Annotated in this window: 16 protein-coding genes; 8 read left to right on the top strand and 8 right to left on the bottom strand. The window is 73.0% G+C overall.

Translation table 11 applies throughout. From position 1 onward, the window contains the following. Positions 1–12: 12 nt before the first annotated feature. Positions 13–1,929, bottom strand: a complete 1,917-nt coding sequence (locus ACIPK4_RS27975) for an ABC transporter ATP-binding protein (protein ID WP_402317300.1) — start codon at positions 1,927–1,929, stop codon at positions 13–15. A 92-nt stretch (positions 1,930–2,021) separates the two neighbouring features. On the opposite strand from ACIPK4_RS27975, the gene ACIPK4_RS27970 reads away from it, so the two are divergent. The 4 genes from ACIPK4_RS27970 (at position 2,022) to ACIPK4_RS27955 (ending at position 9,272) form a co-directional block, all read left to right on the top strand. After that, positions 2,022–2,495, top strand: coding sequence for a MarR family winged helix-turn-helix transcriptional regulator (locus ACIPK4_RS27970; protein WP_402317297.1), 474 nt, complete (start codon positions 2,022–2,024; stop codon positions 2,493–2,495). A 79-nt stretch (positions 2,496–2,574) separates the two neighbouring features. Then, positions 2,575–5,511 (top strand): FAD-binding and (Fe-S)-binding domain-containing protein, encoded by a 2,937-nt coding sequence (locus ACIPK4_RS27965; protein ID WP_402317294.1) that lies wholly within the window; start codon positions 2,575–2,577, stop codon positions 5,509–5,511. Positions 5,512–5,646: 135 nt separating this feature from the next. After that, positions 5,647–7,494 (top strand): ABC transporter ATP-binding protein, encoded by a 1,848-nt coding sequence (locus tag ACIPK4_RS27960; protein WP_402317291.1) that lies wholly within the window; start codon positions 5,647–5,649, stop codon positions 7,492–7,494. Continuing rightward, the gene (locus ACIPK4_RS27955) at positions 7,491–9,272 is read left to right on the top strand and encodes an ABC transporter ATP-binding protein (RefSeq protein WP_402317289.1); all 1,782 of its coding nucleotides are present in this window, start codon (positions 7,491–7,493) and stop codon (positions 9,270–9,272) included. The genes ACIPK4_RS27960 and ACIPK4_RS27955 overlap by 4 nt, the downstream gene beginning before the upstream one ends. 84 nt (positions 9,273–9,356) lie before the next feature. On the opposite strand, the gene ACIPK4_RS27950 is transcribed toward ACIPK4_RS27955, so the two are convergent. Further along, positions 9,357–10,148, bottom strand: coding sequence for a metal-dependent hydrolase (locus ACIPK4_RS27950; protein WP_054222199.1), 792 nt, complete (start codon positions 10,146–10,148; stop codon positions 9,357–9,359). A 145-nt stretch (positions 10,149–10,293) separates the two neighbouring features. Between ACIPK4_RS27950 and ACIPK4_RS27945 the strand changes: the two genes are divergently transcribed. The 3 genes from ACIPK4_RS27945 (at position 10,294) to ACIPK4_RS27935 (ending at position 14,223) form a co-directional block, all read left to right on the top strand. Next, complete coding sequence (locus ACIPK4_RS27945; RefSeq protein WP_402317285.1) at positions 10,294–12,816, top strand: DEAD/DEAH box helicase; 2,523 nt, start codon at positions 10,294–10,296, stop codon at positions 12,814–12,816. A 70-nt stretch (positions 12,817–12,886) separates the two neighbouring features. Beyond that, positions 12,887–13,789, top strand: coding sequence for an acyl-CoA thioesterase II (locus ACIPK4_RS27940; RefSeq protein ID WP_054222198.1), 903 nt, complete (start codon positions 12,887–12,889; stop codon positions 13,787–13,789). A 32-nt stretch (positions 13,790–13,821) separates the two neighbouring features. Further along, positions 13,822–14,223, top strand: a complete 402-nt coding sequence (locus tag ACIPK4_RS27935; protein ID WP_376194889.1) for a YchJ family protein — start codon at positions 13,822–13,824, stop codon at positions 14,221–14,223. Here the strand turns inward: ACIPK4_RS27935 and ACIPK4_RS27930 are convergent. Together ACIPK4_RS27930 and ACIPK4_RS27925 are read right to left on the bottom strand one after the other, a co-directional pair. Beyond that, positions 14,187–15,119, bottom strand: coding sequence for a DUF6397 family protein (locus ACIPK4_RS27930; protein ID WP_402317281.1), 933 nt, complete (start codon positions 15,117–15,119; stop codon positions 14,187–14,189). The two genes, ACIPK4_RS27935 and ACIPK4_RS27930, sit on opposite strands and share 37 nt — an antisense overlap. 90 nt (positions 15,120–15,209) lie before the next feature. Further along, a complete protein-coding gene (locus ACIPK4_RS27925; RefSeq protein WP_402317279.1) occupies positions 15,210–15,605 on the bottom strand; it encodes a roadblock/LC7 domain-containing protein in 396 nt (131 codons plus the stop codon). Between the two features lie 108 nt (positions 15,606–15,713). Between ACIPK4_RS27925 and ACIPK4_RS27920 the strand changes: the two genes are divergently transcribed. After that, on the top strand, positions 15,714–16,142 hold the full coding sequence (locus ACIPK4_RS27920; RefSeq protein WP_402317276.1) for a PPOX class F420-dependent oxidoreductase: 429 nt from the start codon (positions 15,714–15,716) through the stop codon (positions 16,140–16,142). Between the two features lie 35 nt (positions 16,143–16,177). On the opposite strand, the gene ACIPK4_RS27915 is transcribed toward ACIPK4_RS27920, so the two are convergent. The 4 genes from ACIPK4_RS27915 to ACIPK4_RS27900 are packed head-to-tail and all read right to left on the bottom strand — an operon-like array spanning position 16,178 to position 20,551. After that, positions 16,178–16,825 carry an ATP/GTP-binding protein gene (locus ACIPK4_RS27915; RefSeq protein WP_376194895.1) on the bottom strand — a complete coding sequence of 216 codons (648 nt, stop codon included), beginning with the start codon at positions 16,823–16,825 and terminating at the stop codon, positions 16,178–16,180. Continuing rightward, positions 16,825–17,226 (bottom strand): DUF742 domain-containing protein, encoded by a 402-nt coding sequence (locus tag ACIPK4_RS27910; RefSeq protein WP_054222193.1) that lies wholly within the window; start codon positions 17,224–17,226, stop codon positions 16,825–16,827. The genes ACIPK4_RS27915 and ACIPK4_RS27910 overlap by 1 nt, the downstream gene beginning before the upstream one ends. Beyond that, positions 17,223–17,666, bottom strand: coding sequence for a roadblock/LC7 domain-containing protein (locus ACIPK4_RS27905; protein WP_402317273.1), 444 nt, complete (start codon positions 17,664–17,666; stop codon positions 17,223–17,225). Before ACIPK4_RS27905 ends, ACIPK4_RS27910 begins: the two co-directional genes overlap by 4 nt. Next, positions 17,666–20,551 (bottom strand): nitrate- and nitrite sensing domain-containing protein, encoded by a 2,886-nt coding sequence (locus ACIPK4_RS27900; protein WP_402317270.1) that lies wholly within the window; start codon positions 20,549–20,551, stop codon positions 17,666–17,668. Before ACIPK4_RS27900 ends, ACIPK4_RS27905 begins: the two co-directional genes overlap by 1 nt. Positions 20,552–20,645: the final 94 nt, after the last annotated feature.

Genomic DNA, 20,645 nt, shown 5'->3' with positions numbered 1-20,645 from the left:
CCTGTCATACGATCACACGTTTACCGGTGTCGGCTGGGCGTTGCCCTCGGCCGGTCCGTCGGCCTTGACCGCCGACGCCTTGCGGACGACCCGCGCCGCGGCCGACTCCGGTGTGAGTGCGGCTTCCCGGTCCCGGCGGACCAGGGCCGCGTACCGGCCGTCCGCCTCCAGCAGCTCCTCGTGCGTACCGCGCTCGGCGATCCGGCCCTTGTCCAGGACGACGATCTGGTCGGCGTCGCGGACGGTGGAGAGCCGGTGCGCGATGGTGATCGTGGTGCGGCCCTGGGAGAGATTGTCGATGGCCCGCTGCACGGCATGCTCGGTGCGGGTGTCGAGGGCACTGGTGGCCTCGTCGAGGATCAGCACCGGGGGGTCACGCAGGATGGTGCGGGCGATGGCCAGCCGCTGCTTCTCCCCTCCGGAGAAGCGGTAGCCGCGCTCGCCGACCAGGGTGTCGTACCCGTCGGGCAGGGACTCGATGTGTTCGTGGATCTGGGCCGCACGGGCCGCCTCGACGATCTCCTCGTCGGTGGCGTCCGGCTTGGCGAAGCGCAGGTTGTCCGCGACCGAGGCGTGGAAGAGGTAGGTCTCCTGGGAGACCACGCCTATGGAGCGGGCCAGCGAGTCGAAGTCGAGGTCGCGTACGTCGACCCCGTCGAGGGCGACCCGGCCGCCGGTGACGTCGTACAGGCGGGGCACGAGATAGCTCAGGGTGCTCTTGCCCGAGCCGGTCGGGCCGACCACGGCGAGCGAACCGCCGGCGGGCACGGTGATGTCGATCCCGCTCAGCGTCGGCCCGTGCTTGGCGTCGTACGCGAAGTGCACGTCCTCCAGGCGGACCTCGCCCCTGGCCCGGTCCAGCCGCACCGCGTCCTCGCGTTCGGTGATGTCCACCGGCAGATCGAGGTACTCGAAGATCCGGCCGAACAGCGCGAGCGAGGTCTGGATCTGCACTCCGGTCGACAGGAGGCTCACCGCGGGCCGGAACAGGCCCTGCTGGAGGGTGACGAAGGCGACGAGGGTGCCGACCGAGAGCGAGGGGGCGCCCGACTGGAGGGCTATGCCGGCGGCCCAGTAGATGAGCGCGGGCATGGCGGCCATGACGATGCCGATGGTGGACATGCGCCAGCGCCCGGCCATGCTGGAGCGCACCTCGAGGCCGACGAGCTTCTCGGACTCGTCGGAGAAGGACCGGGTCAGCGAGTCGGCGCGGCCCATGGTGCGGCCGAGCAGGATGCCGCTCACCGACAGCGACTCGGTGACCGTCGCGGCCATGGCGGCCATCTGCTTCTGCCGTTGCAGCGTGATCTTCTTGCGCTCGCGGCCGACCCGCCGGCTGATCCACACGAAAAGCGGCAGCAGGAGCAGCGAGACGAGGGTGAGCCGCCAGTCGAGCGCGAGCATCGCGACGATGGAGGCGATCACGGCCGTCAGATTGGAGACGAGCGAGGTCGCGGTGGAGGTGACGGTTGCCTGCATGCCGCCGATGTCGTTGGCTATGCGGGACTGCACCTCGCCGGTCCGGGTGCGGGTGAAGAAGGCCAGCGGCATCCGCTGGAGCTGGGCGTACACGGCGGTGCGCAGGTCGTGCATGACGCGCTGGCCCACGGTGGTGGAGATCAGGGTCTGGAGCACGCCGAAGACGCTGGTGACGACGGCGGTCAGGATCATGCCGAGCGCCAGCAGGCTGAGCAGCCCGGTCCGCCCCTGCGGGATGGCGACGTCCAGAATCTCCTTCAGCAGGAACGGCGAGGCCACCGCCACCAGCGAGGAGGCGCAGACGAGGAGCCCCACGACGGCCAGGCGGCCGCGGTAGGGGCGGAAGAGGCCCATGATCCGACGCAGCTCACGCGGCTGGTCGGCGGGGGCGGGGCGGGTGGGGTCGAGGGCTTCTTTCGATGGGGTCCATTTCGGCTCTTCGGGGCGCATGGGCCTCCTTCTGACGGTGACGAGACTCGGATGAGCATAGCTCATTGTTACCTATGCTCACAATGAATCTGGTCCTGGTACTGTTTCCCAGTATGAGGACCGCTTCCGAAACCGACAGCACGGACGGCGTGCTCGCCGAACAGCTGCTGCGGCTGACCCGCCGGCTCCACCGGATCCAGAAGCACCATCTGGAGCCGCTCGGCATCACCCCCGCCCAGAGCCGGCTGCTGCGCCTCGTCTCGCACTACGACGGCGAGCGGCCGCCCCGGATGGCGGACCTCGCCGCCCGTCTGGAGGTCGTGCCCCGGGCCGTGACCACGCTCGTGGACGGCCTGGAAGCCGCCGAGTGCGTGCGTCGTGCGCCCGACCCGGCGAACCGGCGCGTCATACGGATCGAGCTGACGGACACGGGCCGCGCCACGCTGCGCCGGCTGCGCAGCGCGCGGACCGACGCTGCGGAGGAGATCCTGGCTCCGTTGACCGCCGAGCAGCGAGACGTGCTCGGCGGCCTGCTGAACGCTCTGACGGACGCCCCGGCGGACGCCCCGCCGGAGCGCCGCTGCTGAGAAGGCCGCCCGGGGCCGGGGAAGGTTCCCCGAACCGGCCCGGGCCGGCTGGGCCGAACGAGGACGCAAGGGGTCGCGCATGCCGCTGCTGGAACCGAAGCCGCGCGCCCTGCGCCCCCGCGGCATCACAGGCCCCGCCCCCGACCGGGTCCCCGAGCACCACGCCGCCGGGACCCCGGAGCCGCTGCGCACCGAGCTGACGGAGCTGCTGGGCGCCCAGAAGGTGCTGTGGAAGGTCTCCGACCTGGTCCGCTACGCCTCCGACGCCTCGCCCTACCGGTTCGTGCCGCAGGTGGTGGTGATCGCCCAGGACATCGACGACGTCTCCGCGGTCCTCTCGTACGCCCACGGCCGCGGGCGCGAGGTCGTCTTCCGCGCCGCCGGGACCTCCCTGAACGGCCAGGCCCTGGGTGAGGACATCCTGGTCGACGTGCGCCGCCACTGGGCCGGCGTCGAGGTGCTGGAGGAGGGCCGCCGCGCCCGGATCCGGCCCGGGACCACCGTGGCACGGGCCAATGCCGCGCTCGCCCGGCACGGCCGCGTGCTCGGCCCCGACCCGGCGAGCGCCGTCGCCTGCACCCTCGGCGGAGTCGTCGCCAACAACGCCTCCGGCATGACGGCGGGAACCACCAGGAACTCGTACCGCACGCTGTCCTCGCTCACCTTCGTGCTGCCCGGCGGCACCGTCGTGGACACCGCCGACCCGCTGGCCGACGAGGAGCTGGCGCACGCGGAACCGGCGCTGTGCCGCGGTTTGATGGAGATCAAGCGGGAGATCGAGGCCGATCCGGGGCTGGTCGCCCGGATCCGGGCCAAGTACGAGATCAAGAACACCACCGGCTACCGCCTCGACGCGTACCTGGACGGGAGCAGCCCCGTCGAGATCCTGCGGGGGCTGATGGTCGGGTCGGAGGGCACGCTCGGGTTCATCGCCGAGGTCGTCTTCGACACCGTCGCACTGGACCGCAAGCTCACCAGCGCCCTGCTCTTCTTCCCCTCGCTGCCCGCCGCGGCGGCCGCCGTGCCGCTCTTCAACGCGGCGGGCGCCCTCGCCGTGGAGGTGATGGACGGCAACACGCTGCGCGCCTCGGTCAGCGTCGAGGGCGTCCCCGCCGACTGGGCCGGGCTGCCGAAGGACACCACCGCCCTGCTCGTGGAGTTCCGCGCGCCCGACGAAGCGGGGCGCGCGGAGTACGAGCGGCGCGCCGCCGAGGTCCTCGCCGGGCTGGAGCTGGTGGCCCCGGTGGCTTCCGTCACCAACACCTTCACCCGCGACACGAAGACGATCAACGGCTACTGGAAGGCCCGCAAGGCGTTCGTGACCGCCGTGGGCGGGGCCCGGGCCTCCGGCACCACCCTGATCACCGAGGACTTCGCGGTGCCGCCCTCCCGGCTGGCCGAGGCCTGCGAGGCGCTGCTCGCGCTTCAGGCGGAGCACGGTTTCGACGCGGCGGTCGCCGGCCACGCGGCCCACGGCAACCTGCACTTCCTGCTGGCCTTCGACGCCGCGGAACCCGCCGACGTCGAACGGTACGGCGCCTTCATGGACGCCTTCTGCCGGCTCACGGTGGAGCGGTTCGACGGCTCGCTGAAGGCCGAGCACTCCACCGGCCGCAACATGGCCCCCTTCCTCGAACGGGAGTGGGGGCCGCGGGCCACCGAGTTGATGTGGCGGACCAAGCGGGTCGTCGACCCGGACGGGCTGCTCGCTCCGCGCATCCTCCTCGACCGCGACCCGGCGGCCCACCTGCGCGGGCTGAAGACGATTCCGCAGGTGGAGGCTGAGGCCGATCCGTGCATCGAGTGCGGCTTCTGCGAACCGACCTGCCCCAGCGGGGACCTGACGACGACACCCCGGCAACGGATCGTGCTGCGGCGGGAGATGATGCGCCAGCAGCCGGGCTCCCCGGTACTGGAGGGACTGCTCGACGCCTATGGCCACGACGCCGTGGACACCTGCGCGGGCGACTCCACCTGCAAGCTGGCCTGTCCCGTCGGCATCGACACGGGCGCCCTGATGCGGGACTTCCGCCATCGGCGGCACGGACCGCGCGAGGAGCGGGCCGCCGCCCTCGCCGCGAGGGGGTTCAAGGTCGTCGAGGGCGCCGCCCGGCTGGCGGTGGCCGCCGCCGGCGGGATCAGGGACCGGGTCGGGGACGGGCCCCTGGAGGCGGTCACCGGAGCGGCGCGCAGGGTCGTCCGGCCCGACCTGGTGCCGCAGTGGCTTGCGCAGGTCCCCGGAGCCGCCGCCCGGAAGCTGCCCCCGACGGGGCGGGTGGGCGCGGTGGCCGTGTACTACCCGGCGTGCGTGAACCGGATCTTCGGCGGCCCCGCGGGGTGGCCCGGCCCCTCGCTGCCCGAGGCGGTGGTGGCGGTCTCGGAGCGGGCCGGGAGGCCGGTGTGGATCCCCGACGACGTCATGGGCACCTGCTGCGCGACGATCTGGCACTCCAAGGGGTACGAAGCCGGGAACCGGTTGATGGCCGACCGGATCGTGGAGGCCGCCTGGGGCTGGACCGCCGGCGGGCGGCTGCCCCTGGTGGTCGACGCCTCGTCGTGCACGCTGGGCCTCGCGCGCGAGGTGGTCCCGTACCTCACGGACGACAACCGGGCGCTGCACGCGGAGCTGAAGGTCGTCGACTCGGTCGTGTGGGCGGCGGAGGAGCTGCTGCCGCACTTGGAGATCCGGCGCACGGTGGGCTCGGCGGTGCTGCATCCGACGTGCTCCATGCACCACTTGGGTGACGTGCCGCAGCTGCGGGCGGTGGCCGAGGCGTGTGCGACGGAGGTGGTGATTCCGGACGACGCGGGCTGCTGTGCCTTCGCGGGCGACCGGGGCATGCTGCATCCGGAGCTGACGGCCTCGGCGACGGAGCGCGAGGCGGCGGCGGTGACCTCCCGCGCCTTCGACGCGCACCTGTCGGCGAACCGGATGTGCGAGGTGGGCATGGACCGGGCCACCGGCCGCAGTTACCGCTCCGCACTGCTGGAACTGGAGTGGGCGACCCGGCCTTGACGTGGCGGTCCGCGGCCGGACGCACCGCACACCCCGCTGCGTAGAACCCCTGGCCAACGCAAAATCGATTGCCCGGGACCGATCCGGAAGGCGAACCTTGCACGGTTTGGACCACTCGACCAGTCATGGGGCGTCATGCAGATCAGCGATCTTCCGTATCCGGATCCGGGGGTACCCGACGCCCGCTCCGGCCCTCGCTTCCTCCTGTGGCTGGGGCGTGGCCAGATCGGCGGCCAGATCAAGAGCCTGTGCTGGGGACTGGTGCACTTCTGCGGCGTCGCCGGGCTGCCGTACGTGGTGGGCATGGGCGTCGACGCCGTCGTACGGCGCGACGGCCCCCGGCTGCTGCTCGACGGCGCGCTGCTGGTGCTGATCGGCATCGCCATCGCGGCCGGCGACGCGATGCTCCACCGGACGGCCGTCACGAACTGGATCACCGCCGCCGCGCGGGTGCAGCAGTTGCTCGCCCGCAAGACCGCCGAGCTCGGCTCCGCCCTGACCCGGCGGGTCGCGGCGGGCGAGGTGGTCGCGGTCTCCACCGGTGACGTGGAGAAGATCGGCTGGTTCATCGAGGCGGTCTCCCGATTCCTCGCCGCCGGCTTCTCCGTCGTCGTCATCTGCGTCGGCCTGCTGTTCTACGCACCGTCGATCGGTGTGGTCGTCGCGATCGGCGTCCCCGTCCTCGCCCTGTCCGTCCTGCCCCTGCTGCCGCGCGCCACCCAACGGGCCGACGTCCAGCGCGAGAAGGCCGGCAAGGCCACCGAACTGGCCTCCGACACCGTGGCCGGCCTGCGCGTGCTGCGCGGCATCGGCGGTGAGGAGCTGTTCCTGGGCCGCTACCGCGAGGCCTCCCAGGAGGTCCGCAAGGCGGCCGTGCGCAGCGCCCGGATGTGGGCGGTGATCGCCGCGATCCAGGTGCTGCTCCCGGGCGCCCTGCTGATCACCGTGGTCTGGTACGGCTCCGTGCTCGTGCTGGACGGCCGGCTGGAGGTCGGTGAACTCGTCGCCGCCTTCAGTGCGGTGGCCACCATGCTGTACCCGCTGCGGCACTTCGAGGAGATCGCCATGGCGTACTCCTTCTCCCGGCCCTCGGCGCAGCGGGCCGCCCGGGTGCTCTCGCTGACGCGTACGGACGCGCCCGAGCCCGCGGCGCCCGCCGCCGTGACGGCCCCGGCCCCAGGCGGCGACCTGTACGACCCGGCGACCGGGCTGCTGGCCCCGGCCGGCCGGTTCACCGCCGTGGTGTGCGGCGATCCGGACCTGGCGGGCCGGCTCGCCGAACGCCTCGGCGGCCACCCGGCGGACGACGGCCCGGCCGGCGACCGGGTGTCGGTGCTGCTGGGCGGGGTCGCGCTGGACGAGCTCGCGCTGGACACCGCACGCACGCTGGTCCTCGTACAGGACAAGGACCCCGTGCTGCTGTCCGGGACCCTGCGCGAGCTGTTCGCCGTACCGGCGTCCGGGGCCGTCGAGCCGGGGGCCGCACTGGCCGCCGCCCAGTGCGGGGACGTCCTGGACGCGCTGCTGCAGTCGGCGCCGGACGGGGTGGAGGACCCGATGGACGCGCGGATCACCGAGCGCGGCCGGTCCCTTTCCGGCGGGCAGCGCCAGCGGCTCGCGCTGGCCCGGTCCCTGGCCACCGACCCGGAGGTGCTGGTGCTGGACGAGCCGACCTCGGCGGTCGACTCGCACACCGAGGCGCGGATCGCGGACGGGATCACCGCCCGGCGGGCGGGGCGCACGACGGTGGTGCTGGCCTCGTCGCCGCTGCTCCTGGACCGTGCCGACCGGGTGGTCCTGATCCACGACGGCACGGTCGCCGCGACCGGTACGCACCGCGAACTGCTGCACGGCGAACCGCTCTACCGGGCCGTCGTGACCCGCGAGACCGAGGAGGAGCAGCGGGTGGCACGGACGGAACTGCCCCGGCTGGAAGAAGCCCGGCTGGAAAGAGCACTCACAGAGATCGAGGAATCGGCATGATCGGCGTGGCGCCGCCGCAATACGATCCGGCGGCCCCCGAATCGGCCGCGAAGCTGCCCGTGGGCTCGACGGAGACCGTACGGGGCTATGTGCGCGGCCTGTTCCGGCGGCACCGGCGGGCCTTCGTGGTGCTGGTGACCGTGAACGCGGTGGCGGTGATCGCCTCCATGGTCGGCCCGTACCTGCTCGGCCGGGTCGTCGACCAGCTGGCGGCCGGCGCGCGCGAGCTCCATCTGGGGCGCGTGGCCCTGTTGTTCGCGCTGGCCCTCGCGGTGCAGACGTTCTTCGTCCGGCTGGTCCGGCTGCGCGGGGCGATGCTCGGCGAGGAGATGCTCGCCGATCTGCGCGAGGACTTCCTGGTGCGCTCCGTGGGCCTGCCGCCGGGGGTGCTGGAGCGGGCCGGTACCGGTGACCTGCTGTCGCGGATCACCACCGACATCGACCGGTTGGCCAATGCGATGCGCGAGGCCGTGCCGCAGCTGGCCATCGGCGTGGTCTGGGCCGGGCTGCTCTTCGGGGCGCTCGCCGTGACGGCGCCGCAGCTGGCCCTGGCCGCAATGCTGGCGCTGCCGGTGCTGGTGATCGGCTGCCGCTGGTACTTCAGGCGGGCGCCGTCGGCGTACCGCTCGGAGGCGGCCGGGTACGCGGCGGTCTCGGCCGTGCTCACCGAGACGGTGGACGCCGGCCGCACGGTCGAGGCGCACCGCCTGGGCCCCGGCCGGATCGCACTGTCGGAGCGGCGGATCAAGGAGTGGACGGCATGGGAGCGGTACACGCTGTTCCTGCGGACGGTCCTGTTCCCCGTGGTCAACGTCACCTACGTGACGATCCTCGGCTCCGTGCTGATGGTCGGCGGCTACTGCGTGTTCCAGGGCTGGCTGTCGGTGGGACAGCTGACCACGGGTGCGCTGCTGGCGCAGATGATGGTCGATCCGATCGGCCTGATCCTGCGCTGGTACGACGAGCTGCAGGTCGCCCAGGTGTCCCTCGCCCGTCTGGTGGGCGTGCGGGAGATCGAGCCGGACGCCGGTGACGCGGGCGTGGCCCCGGCGGGGCGGGACGTCCGGGCCGACGAGGTCCGGTTCGGCTACCGGGAGGGCGTGGACGTGCTGCACCAGGTGTCGATGTCCGTGCCGCCGGGCACCCGGATGGCGCTCGTCGGCCCTTCCGGCGCGGGGAAGTCCACGCTGGGCCGGCTGCTGGCGGGCATCTACGCGCCGCGGACCGGCGAGGTGACCCTCGGCGGCGCGCAGCTGGCGCGGATGACCGCGGAGCGGGTGCGCGAGCAGGTGGCGCTGGTCAACCAGGAGCACCACGTCTTCGTGGGCTCGCTGCGGGACAACCTGCGGCTGGCGCGCACGGGCGCGGGTGACGCGGAACTGTGGGCGGCGCTGGGCGCGGTGGACGCGGACGGCTGGGCCCGGGCCCTGGAGAGCGGTCTGGACACCGAGGTGGGCTCGGGCGGTACGGCGCTGACCCCGGCCCAGGCGCAGCAGATCGCGCTGGCCCGGCTGGTGCTGGCGGACCCGCACACGCTGGTGCTGGACGAGGCCACGTCGCTCCTGGACCCGCGGGCCGCACGGCATCTGGAGCGCTCGCTGGCCCGGGTGCTCGACGGCCGCACGGTCATCGCGATCGCCCACCGGCTGCACACCGCGCACGACGCCGATGTGATCGCGGTGGTCGAGGGCGGCCGGATCAGCGAACTGGGCTCGCACGACGAGCTGGTCGCGGCGGACGGCGCGTACGCGGCGCTGTGGCGCTCCTGGCACGGCTGACCCGCCCGGCCCCGGCTGTCGTACGAGGCCCCGGTCCCCCGCTGCCGCGCGGTGGACCGGGGCCTTCGCCGTGCCGGACGGCGCCTAGATGAAGCCGAGGGCGGAGGCTCCGCCCACGCCGCCGAGCAGCATGAACACGGGCATGAGGACCTTGAGCTCCACCCAGCTGCCGGCCCGGAAGCGCATGCCCTTGGGCGGGCCGACGGGGTACCAGCGCTTTCCTGCGATCGGGAGGGGCCACAGGATGGGGCAGCCGGAGACGGTCAGTGCGTCGCCGATGTCGTGGACCAGGGCGCCGAGCAGGATCGGCAGGCCGAGCCAGAGGTATTCCTGGCCGGGTCCGGTGAACAGCCACCCGGCGCCGTTGCCCGGCTGGTCGAGGACCCCCGCCAGGATCCAGGCGCTGGTGGCGCCGAGCAGCCAGACGAGGACGTCGCTGGACATCCGGGCGGCCCGCCACAGCAGGCCTTCGACGGCCAGGACCAGGTGGACGAAGAGCAGGACGAGCACGCCCCAGCGGTCGGTGGTGGCCGCGAGCGCGGAGGAGCCGGCACCGATGAGGACGGCCCACAGCCATGTGTGCGTCAGGGTGCGGTGGCCGCCGGTGCGGCGGGCGTCCTTCGGGGCGCGCGTGGCCTTGTAGACGGCGTAGGAGATCTTGTCGACCACCTCGCACAGGCCCCGGGAGAGCGGGCCGAAGGCGCGCGAGATCGTCGCCGACTTGTGGTCCAGGTCGGGGGCCAGCGCGGCGCCGGCGCAGATGAGTGCGCCGACGACGAGGACCGGCCAGGGCATCGGGTGTCCGGCGGCCGCGGCCGCCGCTCCCACCCCCAGCCAGGCTGCCGCCCCGGACAGTGAGTGCGCCGGACCCATCATGGTCGTTCCCCGCCCCAGTCGTGTGGTGGTCGGGCCCTGTTGACGGTTTCGTTCGGGCCCGGTCAACGGCACAGCGTACCGGCGGTGATCTTCGATGCGTCCGCCGGTTCCCTCTTCCGGCAGGAAGCCAGGCAAGATGGGGGGTGTGACCCTCATTGATCAGCTCCCGCCGAACGCCGACCCCGACGCCCTCTTCGAGGCTTTCTCCTCGTGGGCCGAGGATCAGGGCATCACCCTGTACCCGGCTCAGGAGGAGGCGCTGATCGAGGTCGTCTCCGGGGCGAACGTGATCCTGTCCACTCCGACCGGCTCCGGCAAGAGCCTCGTCGCGGCCGGCGCGCACTTCACCGCCCTCGCCCAGGACAAGGTGACCTTCTACACGGCCCCGATCAAGGCGCTGGTGTCCGAGAAGTTCTTCGACCTGTGCAAGCTCTTCGGCACCGAGAACGTGGGCATGCTGACCGGCGACGCCTCCGTCAACGCGGACGCCCCGGTGATCTGCTGCACCGCCGAGGTGCTGGCCTCCATCGCCCTGCGCGACGGCAAGTACGCGGACATCGGCCAGGTCGTCATGGACGAGTTCCACTTCTACGCGGAGCCGGACCGCGGCTGGGCCTGGCAGATCCCGCTGCTGGAGCTGCCGCAGGCGCAGTTCGTCCTGATGTCGGCGACCCTCGGCGACGTGAAGCGGTTCGAGGAGGACCTGACCCGGCGGACCGGCCGCCCGACCTCGGTGGTCCGCTCCGCGACGCGGCCCGTCCCGCTGTCGTACGAGTACGTCACGACGCCGATCACCGACACGATCACCGAGCTGCTGGAGACCCGGCAGGCCCCGGTGTACATCGTGCACTTCACGCAGGCCCAGGCGGTCGAGCGGGCGCAGTCGCTGATGAGCATCAACATGTGCACCCGCGAGGAGAAGGACAAGATCGCCGAACTGATCGGCAACTTCCGCTTCACCACCAAGTTCGGCCAGAACCTGTCCCGGTACGTCCGGCACGGCATCGGCGTCCACCACGCCGGCATGCTGCCCAAGTACCGGCGCCTGGTCGAGAAGCTGGCCCAGGCCGGGCTGCTGAAGGTGATCTGCGGTACCGACACCCTCGGTGTCGGCGTCAACGTCCCGATCCGCACGGTGCTGTTCACCGCACTGACCAAGTACGACGGCAACCGGGTCCGCACCCTGCGCGCCCGCGAGTTCCACCAGATCGCCGGCCGCGCGGGCCGGGCCGGCTTCGACACGGCGGGCTATGTGGTCGCCCAGGCGCCCGAGCACGTCATCGAGAACGAGAAGGCCCTCGCGAAGGCCGGCGACGACCCGAAGAAGCGCCGCAAGGTGGTGCGCAAGAAGGCTCCCGAGGGCTTCGTCGCCTGGTCGGACACCACCTTCGAGAAGCTCATCGCCGCCGACCCGGAGCCGCTCACCTCGCGGTTCAAGGTCACCAACATCATGCTGCTGTCGGTCATCGCCCGGCCGGGCGACGCCTTCCAGGCGATGCGCCACCTCCTCGAGGACAACCACGAGCCGCGCAGGGCGCAGCTGCGCCACATCCGCCGGGCGATCGCGATCTACCGCTCGCTGCTGGACGGAGGCGTCGTCGAGAAGCTCGACACCCCGGACGCGGAGGGCCGCACCATCCGCCTCACCGTCGACCTCCAGCAGGACTTCGCGCTCAACCAGCCGCTGTCCACGTTCGCACTGGCCTCCTTCGACCTGCTGGACCCGGAGTCCCCCTCCTACGCACTGGACATGGTCTCCGTCGTGGAGTCGACGCTGGACGACCCGCGCCAGATCCTGGCGGCCCAGCAGAACAAGGAGCGCGGCATCGCCGTGGGTGCGATGAAGGCCGACGGGGTCGAGTACGAGGAGCGGATGGAGCGCCTCCAGGAGGTCACCTATCCCAAGCCCCTCGAAGAGCTCCTCCTCCACGCCTACGACGTGTACAGCAAGAGCCACCCGTGGGTCCGCGACCACCCGGTCTCGCCCAAGTCGATCATCCGCGACATGTACGAGCGCGCGATGACCTTCACGGAGTTCACCTCGTTCTACGAGCTCGCCCGCACCGAGGGCATCGTGCTGCGCTACCTGGCGAGTGCGTACAAGGCGCTGGACCACACGATCCCCGACGACCTGAAGTCCGAGGACCTCCAGGACCTCATCGCCTGGCTGGGCGAGCTCGTCCGCCAGGTCGACTCCAGCCTGCTCGACGAGTGGGAGCAGCTGGCGAACCCGGAGGTGGAGACGGCGGAGCAGGCCCAGGAGAAGGCCGACCAGGTCAAGCCGGTCACGGCGAACGCCCGCGCCTTCCGCGTCCTGGTCCGCAACGCCATGTTCCGCCGTGTGGAGCTCGCCGCTCTGGACCACGTCGAGGAGCTGGGCGAGCTGGACGGCGAGTCCGGCTGGGACGCCGACGCCTGGGGCGAGGCCATGGACGCGTACTGGGACGAGTACGACGACCTGGGCACCGGCCCCGACGCCCGCGGCCCGAAGCTGCTCCAGATCGAGGAGGACCCGGCGCACGGCCTGTGGCGCGTCCGGCAGACGTTCGCGGACCCCAACGGGGACCATGGCTGGGGCATCAGCGCCGAGGTCGACCTCGCCGCCTCCGACGAGGAGGGCCGTGCGATCATCCGGCTTACCTCGGTCGGTGAGCTCGGCGTGCTGTGACCGCCCCCTGACGCCGTCCGGGGGGACCCCCGACTCGTAAGCGACCGGCCCCGACAGTGGAGAACCTCTGATGACGAACCCCGCCGAGAGACTCGTCGACCTGCTCGACCTGGAGCAGATCGAGGTCAACATCTTTCGCGGCGCCAGCCCGCAGGAGTCCCTCCAGCGGGTCTTCGGCGGGCAGGTCGCCGGCCAGGCGCTGGTGGCCGCCGGCCGCACCACCGAGAGCGACCGCCCGGTCCACTCGCTGCACGCGTACTTCCTGCGCCCGGGCATCCCCGGGGTGCCGATCGTGTACCAGGTGGAGCGGGTGCGCGACGGCCGGTCCTTCACCACGCGCCGCGTCACCGCGGTCCAGCAGGGCAAGACGATCTTCAATCTCACCGCCTCCTTCCATCATCCGGAGGAGGGCAGCATCGAACACCAGCTGCCTCCCCGACTCGACTTCCCCCACCCGGACACGCTCCCGAAGGTCGCGGACGAGATCCGCGAGCACTTGGGCGCGCTGCCCGAGGCGCTGGAACGGATGGCCCGCCGCCAGCCGTTCGACATCCGCTACACGGACCGGCTCCGCTGGACTCCCGAGGAGCTCAAGGACGCCGATCCGCGCAGCGCGGTGTGGATGCGCGCGGTCGGCCCGCTGGGCGACGACCCGCTGGTGCACACCTGCGCCCTCACCTACGCCAGTGACATGACCCTCCTCGACGCCGTGCGCATCCCCGTGGAGCCCCTCTGGGGCATGCGCGGTTTCGACATGGCCTCGCTGGACCACGCCATGTGGTTCCACCGGCCCTTCCGCGCGGACGAGTGGTTCCTGTACGACCAGGAGTCGCCCATCGCGCACGGCGGCCGGGGCCTGGCCCGCGGCCGCATCTACGACGTGGAGGGCAGGCTGCTGGTCTCCGTGGTCCAGGAAGGCCTGTTCCGCCCGTACGGCGAGAACGCGGCCAAGCCGGCCGTGTCCCCCCAGTAGTCCGACCCGTCCCCGAAGAACTGAGCACGCCCATGCCCACCCCGGTCCTCCCCTGCCCCTGCGGGCTGCCCGCCGCCTACCCGGAGTGCTGCGGCCGCTTCCACTCCGGTGCGCAGCAGGCACCCACCGCCGAGCTGCTGATGCGCTCCCGCTTCAGCGCGTTCTCCGTCGGCGACACCGCCTACCTGCTGCGCTCCTGGCACCCGAGCACCCGGCCCGGCCGGCTCGACCTGGATCCCGGCCAGCGCTGGGAGCGCCTGGAGATCCTCGCCACGGAACGCGGCGGAATGTTCGAGACGGAGGGTTCCGTGGAGTTCCGGGCGTACTACCGCGAGGGCCGGCACTCCGGCTCCCTGCACGAGCACAGCGCCTTCACCCGGGAGGCCGGGGCCTGGGTCTACGTCGGCCCGCTCTCCCCCGTCGACTTCGACTGAGCGCGCGCCCCGGTCAGCGCGAAGTCCAGGCTGGTGCGGTACCAGTGGATCTCGTCCGGCGGCTCCGCCCGCAACAGGCGGAGCGCCACGGCGGCCGCGGCCGGGGCCTGCGGGTGCCCGTACGGCGGGGGCGGGGCGAGCGCGGCGAGCACGATCCGCTCCTCCGGATCGGGCACGGCCTCCCGCAGCTCGCCCTCCGGGAGTACGGAGGCCAGGACGGCGGCCCGCGCCCAGGGGTCGGCGGTACGTCTCAGCAGCAGCCCCACATGCCGCGCGCGCCATTTGCGGGGCCGCAGATCCGCCTTGGCCGCCAGCAGCTCCCGGTCCGCCGGGGGTGCGCTCCCGCGCAGCATGCCCGCCTCCCGGCCCGCGAACTCCCTTAGTTCCGAGGCCAGATAGAGCCACACCACGGTCCGGTAGCGGTTGATCCGGTATCCCACCGGGGTGATGTGCCCGCAGCGCGCCAGCCGGGTGAACCGGCCCGGGCTGACGCCCAGCACCACGCCCGCCGCCTCGGCTCCGGCCACGGCCTCGACCTGCTCGCGCAGCGTCGCCGGGTGGCCCCCCGCCGACCGGATCCGCTCCAGCTCCGCCCGGGTGTAGCGCGCGGACCGTCCCGGCGCCGGCGCCCCGGCGCGCACGATGCCCAGTTGGACGGCCCGGGCGAACTCGGTCCGGGTCAGGCCCAGTTCCCGGGCGGCACGGCCGCCGCCCACCGCCGCATCCGGCAGCGGTTCCCCCCGTAACACCGACGGCCCGTCCATCCGGACCATCGGCAGCGCCCGGACCACCGGGAGAGCCTGCGTCCGCACCCCCGAGCCGGCCCGCGCCCATGCCCGCACCACCCGCACACCTGTGTCCGGCAGCGCGGTCCCCGGCTGCGTCGCGATGTCCATGACGGTCCTCCCCCACACGAGACGATTACTCCGTGTGAAGACCGTAACTCAGTGCTACGACAGCCCGCGAGCCCTGTGGACAACTCGCGATCAGCCCCCGGTGATCCGCCGCTCCGCCACGCCCAGGTGCTCTCCCACCCGGTTGACCAGCAGCGTCATCTCGTACGCGACCTGCCCGATGTCGGCCTCGGCGCTGAGCACGCACAGCGAGCTCCCCGCGCCCGCCGCCATGACGAACAGGACGCCGTCGTCGTACTCGACCATCGTCTGCCGTACCTCACCCGCCCGGAAATGCCGGCCCGAACCCTTGGCCAGGCTCTGCAACCCCGCCGCCACCGCCGCCAGATGCTCCGCGTCCTCCCGGGCCAGCCCCGCGCTCGCGCCCGTCACCAGGCCGTCGTTGGAGAGCACCACGGCGTGCCTGACCTGCTGGACCCTGCGCGTCAGGTCGTCGAGCAGCCAGTCGAGCTGCTTGTCCAGTGCCATTTCGAGCCCCTCCCCGTTGACGCCGCCGCCGTGGCGGCGCCACCACCCCGCGTAGTAAGTGCCGCCAGCCTTCCCCACCAGCGCCTTTGGGGCAAGGAGGATGTCCCCATGGCGAAGAAGATGACTCAAGAGGAATGGCGGGCATTCGTCTCGTACGGGACCCGTACCGGCAAGCTGTCCACCGTGCGCGAGGACGGCAGCCCGCACATCGCCCCCATCTGGTTCCTCCTCGACGGCGATGCGTTCGTGTTCAACACCGGGAAGAGCACGGTCAAGGGACGCAACCTGCTGCGCGACGGCCGCGTCGCACTCTGCGTGGACGACGACCGTCCGCCGTACTCCTACGTCCTCCTCCAGGGACGCGCCGAGATCAGCGAGGACCTCGACGAGATGCTCCCCTGGGCGACGAGGATCGCCGCCCGGTACATGGGCGAGGAACGCGCCGAAGCCTTCGGCCGCCGCAACGCCGTCCCCGGCGAACTCCTCGTCCGCGTCCCCGTCGACAAGGTGATCTCCGTCAACGGCGTCACCCACTGACCCGGGGCCGGGCACCGCCTCCCGCCGCACGCCCCTCACACCGAGTCGGCCTGCGGCCCCACCGAGTCCAGCAGCCGGGCGGTGTGCACCCGCCCGGCGTACTCGACCAGCCTGATCAGCACCTCCTTCCCCGAATCCTTGTCCCGCGCATCGCACAGCACCACCGGCGTCCCCTGCTCCAGGTCCAGCGCCCGCGAGACCTCGTGCGCCCCGTACCTCCGCGCGTCCGTGAAGCAGTTGACGGCCACCACGAAAGGAATGCGCCGGTGCTCGAAGTAGTCCACCGCCGGGAAGCAGTCCTCCAGCCGGCGCGTGTCCGCGAGCACCACCGCCCCCAGGGCTCCCAGCGACAACTCGTCCCACAGGAACCAGAAGCGGTCCTGCCCCGGTGTGCCGAACAGGTAGAGCGACAGTCCGGACCGGATGGTGATCCGCCCGAAGTCCATGGCCACGGTGGTGGTCGTCTTCTGGGCGACCCCGCCCGTGTCGTCGACCAGTTCGCCCGCTTCGCTGAGCGATTCCTCCGTCCGCAGCGGGCGGATCTCGCTGACCGCGCCGACCATCGTGGTCTTGCCGACCCCGAACCCGCCCGCCACGAGTATCTTCAGCGCGAGCGCCGCCAGTTCCCCGTCGTCCTCCGGATCCACATCCGGCCCGCCGGGTCCGTCGTGGTGTTGTCCCATCACAGCGCTCTCAATCCCTCGATGACTTCACGCAAAATCCGCTCGTCCGGCAACCGGGCGGGCGGCACCGGCCGGCTGACCTTGACGTGCCCGCCCTCCAGCAGGTCCCCGAGCAGCACCCGCACCACGCCCACCGGCAGGTCCGCGTCCGCGGCGAGTTCCGCCACCGACTGGGTCTCGGACCGGCACAGCCCGAGCAGCGCCCGGTGTTCGGGGCCCAGCAGCGACTCGGCCGCCGCGTCGGGGCCGTCGGCGTCCACGACCACCAGCGCGATCAGGTCGAACCGGACCCCATGGGGCCCCGGCCTCGTACGCCCGCCCGTCAGGGCGTAGGGACGGACCAGCGGGCCCGCATCGGCGTCGTACCACTGGCCGCTCACGTGCCGGACCGCCGCCTTCAACCCGCGGCCGGTGGCCGCGCCGCGGACCTGGGCGGGGTGTACAGGTGCTCCCCGACCCGTTTCACGAGCCGGGCCATCTCGTAGGCGATCAGCCCGATGTCCGCGTTCGCCGCGCTCAGCACGGCCAGGCACGAACCGTCACCGGCGGCGGCGACGAAGAGGAACCCCTCGTCCATCTCCACCATCGTCTGGCGCACGCCCCCGGCGTGGAAGTGCCGGCCCGCGCCCTTCGCCAGGCTGTGGAATCCGGAGGAGACGGCGGCCAGGTGCTCCGCGTCCTCCCGGCTGAGTGCGCTGGACGCACCCACCGCCAGGCCGTCGTTGGACAGGACGACGGCGTGCCGGACCTCGCGGACCCGTACCACCAGATCGTCCAGCAGCCAGTCCAGCTCGCCGGATCTGCGGCCGCCGTCGAGGTTGAATCTCTGGTGCTCGATCATCACGCTTCTCCTTCGCTGCCCGCGTGGGCAGAGTTCTCCTGGGCGCCGCGGACCCAGCCGGCCCGGTAGGCCGCCATCCGGTCCCGGGCCTGCTCAGGGCTGCGCCCCGACGGCTCCTCCGGCACCCGGGCCCCGGCCGGTGCCTTCGGTTCGGGCGCCTCCCGCAGCTGCGGGACGAGGCTGGCCTGCCGTACGCGGCGCGGCAGTTCCCCGGCCACCGGACCGTCGGTGCCGATGCCCGGGCGGGATGCGCGCCGCGGGGCCGCCGGCGCGGCGGACGCCGTGGAAGGAGCCTGCGCCCCGGCAGCGGCCCGCGCGGGGTCGGGTGCGGACGCCGCCGCTTGACCTGCCGCTCCGCGGTCAGCACCAGGGACCGGCGCTGCCTGCGTACGGATGCCCGCGCCGCCGGGACCGCGCGGCCGCAGCGAGGCCACCGGGGCCGCGGCCGGGGCCGGCTCCTCCCGTCCGGGGTTCTGCCCGGGCACCGGGGTACCGCGCGCGTCGTCCCGTACGGCCGGGCCGCGGGCGTCGTCCCGTACCGGTACCGCGGCGGCGTGCTGCGCCTCCTCCCGTACGACGGTCATCGCGGGCGGCCGCGGGGCCCGGCCGGCCGGCCCCGCGGGGCCGCCGGGGGCGGCGCCGAGGTCCTGCTCCGGTCGCTCCGCCGAGGGGGGACCCAGCTCGGGACCGGACTCGGGACCGCGCTCGGGACCCGGCTCGATCGCGCCCTGGAGCAGGGAGTTCGGCAGGAGCACCACGGCCGTCGTGCCGCCGTACGGTGACGTGCGCAGGTGCACCCGCACACCGTGCCGGGCGGAGAGCCGGCTGACCACGAAGAGCCCGAGCCGGTCGCTGTCGAACAGGTCGAGGGACTCGGACTGCTCGATGCGCCGGTTGGCCTCGTGGAGCGACTCGCGGCCCATGCCGAGCCCGCGGTCCTCGACCTCCAGGACGTATCCGGCGCCGACGGGCTCGCCGCTGACCCGGACCTTGGTGTGCGGCGGCGAGAACTGCGCGGCGTTCTCGATGAGTTCGGCGAGCAGGTGCGTGAGGTCGGCGACCGCTCCGCCGACCACGGCGGCCTCCGCCAGCCGGCACACCTCGACGCGCGGGTAGTCCTCGATCTCGGAGACCGCGGCCCGGACGACGTTCGTCAGCGGGACCGGCATCCGCCAGGCCCGCCCGGGAGCGGCGCCGGACAGGATGATCAGGCTCTCGGCGTGCCGGCGCATCCGCGTCGTGAGGTGGTCGAGGCGGAACAGGTCGCCGAGCTCGCCCGGGTCGTCGGCGCGGCGCTCCATCGAGTCGAGCAGGGTGAGCTGCCTGTGCACCAGGACCTGACTGCGGCGGGCCAGATTGACGAAAACGCCGCTGACGCCGCTGGCCAGCTCGGCGCGCTCGACGGCCGCGCTGAGGGCGGCCCGGTGGACGGTGGCCAGGGCCTCGCCGACCTGGGTGATCTCGTCGTCGGCGGGCGGCGGGGGCGGGGTTTCGGCCTCGACGTCGATGTCCTGTCCGGTTCGCAGCCGGTCCATGGCGTGCGGAAGCTTGCGGTGGGCGATCTCCAGGGCGGTGTTGCGCAGCGAGACGAGTTCCACGACGAGGGCGCGGCCGATGCGGACGGAGATGAAGAGGGAGGCGGCGACCGCGGCGAGGCCCAGCAGCACGGCGGCTCCGGCGGGGCCCAGCCCTGCCTGCGCGAAGGGACGGGTGCGGGCGGCGGCTGCGGTGCGGGCGGCGGCTTCGATCTCGCGCATCGAGGTGCTGATGCTCGTGTACGCGGGGTCCCAGCCGGCCGACGCACCCCGGGCCGGGTCCTTGGCGGGGTCCTTCGCCGGGTCCTTGGCGGGGTCCTTGGCGGCAGCCGAAACGGAACCGGCGGCCGAACCGGAACCGGATCCGGCAGCCGTCCCGGAAGCGGTGGCCGGCCCGGCGGCGAGCACCCGGTCCTCGGCGGAGGTCAGTTCGGCGTACGGGGCGCTCTTGGCCACGGACTGCCAGGCGGCCTGCCGGGCGGCGGGCAGGTCGCCGACGGAGCCCGCGGTGAGGACGCGGCGGGTCTCGATGACGCCGGTGAGACGCCGGAGCGCTTCGGCGGTGCGCGGGCCGGGCGCGGTGATCAGCGCGTCCTCGCGGGAGAGGAGCTCGCCGGCGCGGGCGAATTCGAGCAGGACGCGGGCGTCGGGGCCGAGTTCGGCCTTTTCACCGCCCGAGAGGGAGCCGACGACGGCGAAGGCGCTGTCGACGACGCGCGTGTACGTCTCGTAGGCCGCGTCCGGGGTCGCGCGCCGGTCCGTGACGTCCTTGCGGGTGGCGGCGAGGCCCTCCGCCGCGGCCACGAAGGTCCCGACGCGCACCACGACGTCGGTGCGGAACTCGCCCGACTCGGCGACGGTGTGCCGGTCGCCGAGCCGGAGCCGTCCGACGGCGGCGTCGGTGCGCCGCGCCTGCTGTTCCAGGGCGGCGCCCTGGTCGGCGGTGGGGTCGGCCAGGTAGCGGACGGCGGCGCGCCGCTCGGCCTGGAGTTCGGTGACGGCGGCCGCGACGGGGGTGCGTATCTGCTCGTCGACCCGCTGGACCCGGGTGAGCCGGGCGATGTCCTGGGCGGTGCTGACGGTCGCGAAGCCCCAGAGGGCGAGCAGGGACACGACCGGCACCATCAGGAGGGAAACGATCTTTGCGCGGACGGAGGCGGGGCGCAGGCGCGGGCGCAGCCGTCGCCGCCCGCCGTCGGGGGCGGTCACCGGGCCGGGGCCGGCGCTCGGCGGGTCCTGCAGCGCCGGCGGTTCCTCGGCCGGCGGTCCGGCGTGGGCCCGGCGGCCGCGCGCCGGGGGCGTGGGCAGCTGTGGCGCCGCCGCCTGCGGTGGTCTGCGGGGTGTGCGCATGGGCTCCTCGTTCCGGGGCGGTCCAGCGGGACGGTCGGGCGGGTCGCCGGGGCGGCGGCGCGGGGCGGGCGGCGCCCCGGGCCGCGCTCCCGGC

It is taken from the genome of Streptomyces sp. NPDC086989 (genome assembly GCF_044745505.1).
Lineage (GTDB): Bacteria > Actinomycetota > Actinomycetes > Streptomycetales > Streptomycetaceae > Streptomyces.
This window is presented reverse-complemented; position numbering and strand designations above follow the sequence as displayed.

What these genes read in the sequence shown, in the direction of transcription:
- ACIPK4_RS27975 (WP_402317300.1), bottom strand. Translation starts at nt 1,929, where the DNA reads ATGCGCCCCGAAGAGCCGAAATGGACCCCATCGAAAGAAGCCCTCGAC.
- ACIPK4_RS27970 (WP_402317297.1), top strand. Translation starts at nt 2,022, where the DNA reads ATGAGGACCGCTTCCGAAACCGACAGCACGGACGGCGTGCTCGCCGAA.
- ACIPK4_RS27965 (WP_402317294.1), top strand. Translation starts at nt 2,575, where the DNA reads ATGCCGCTGCTGGAACCGAAGCCGCGCGCCCTGCGCCCCCGCGGCATC.
- ACIPK4_RS27960 (WP_402317291.1), top strand. Translation starts at nt 5,647, where the DNA reads ATGCAGATCAGCGATCTTCCGTATCCGGATCCGGGGGTACCCGACGCC.
- ACIPK4_RS27955 (WP_402317289.1), top strand. Translation starts at nt 7,491, where the DNA reads ATGATCGGCGTGGCGCCGCCGCAATACGATCCGGCGGCCCCCGAATCG.
- ACIPK4_RS27950 (WP_054222199.1), bottom strand. Translation starts at nt 10,148, where the DNA reads ATGATGGGTCCGGCGCACTCACTGTCCGGGGCGGCAGCCTGGCTGGGG.
- ACIPK4_RS27940 (WP_054222198.1), top strand. Translation starts at nt 12,887, where the DNA reads ATGACGAACCCCGCCGAGAGACTCGTCGACCTGCTCGACCTGGAGCAG.
- ACIPK4_RS27935 (WP_376194889.1), top strand. Translation starts at nt 13,822, where the DNA reads ATGCCCACCCCGGTCCTCCCCTGCCCCTGCGGGCTGCCCGCCGCCTAC.
- ACIPK4_RS27930 (WP_402317281.1), bottom strand. Translation starts at nt 15,119, where the DNA reads ATGGACATCGCGACGCAGCCGGGGACCGCGCTGCCGGACACAGGTGTG.
- ACIPK4_RS27925 (WP_402317279.1), bottom strand. Translation starts at nt 15,605, where the DNA reads ATGGCACTGGACAAGCAGCTCGACTGGCTGCTCGACGACCTGACGCGC.
- ACIPK4_RS27920 (WP_402317276.1), top strand. Translation starts at nt 15,714, where the DNA reads ATGGCGAAGAAGATGACTCAAGAGGAATGGCGGGCATTCGTCTCGTAC.
- ACIPK4_RS27915 (WP_376194895.1), bottom strand. Translation starts at nt 16,825, where the DNA reads ATGGGACAACACCACGACGGACCCGGCGGGCCGGATGTGGATCCGGAG.
- ACIPK4_RS27905 (WP_402317273.1), bottom strand. Translation starts at nt 17,666, where the DNA reads ATGATCGAGCACCAGAGATTCAACCTCGACGGCGGCCGCAGATCCGGC.
- ACIPK4_RS27900 (WP_402317270.1), bottom strand. Translation starts at nt 20,551, where the DNA reads ATGCGCACACCCCGCAGACCACCGCAGGCGGCGGCGCCACAGCTGCCC.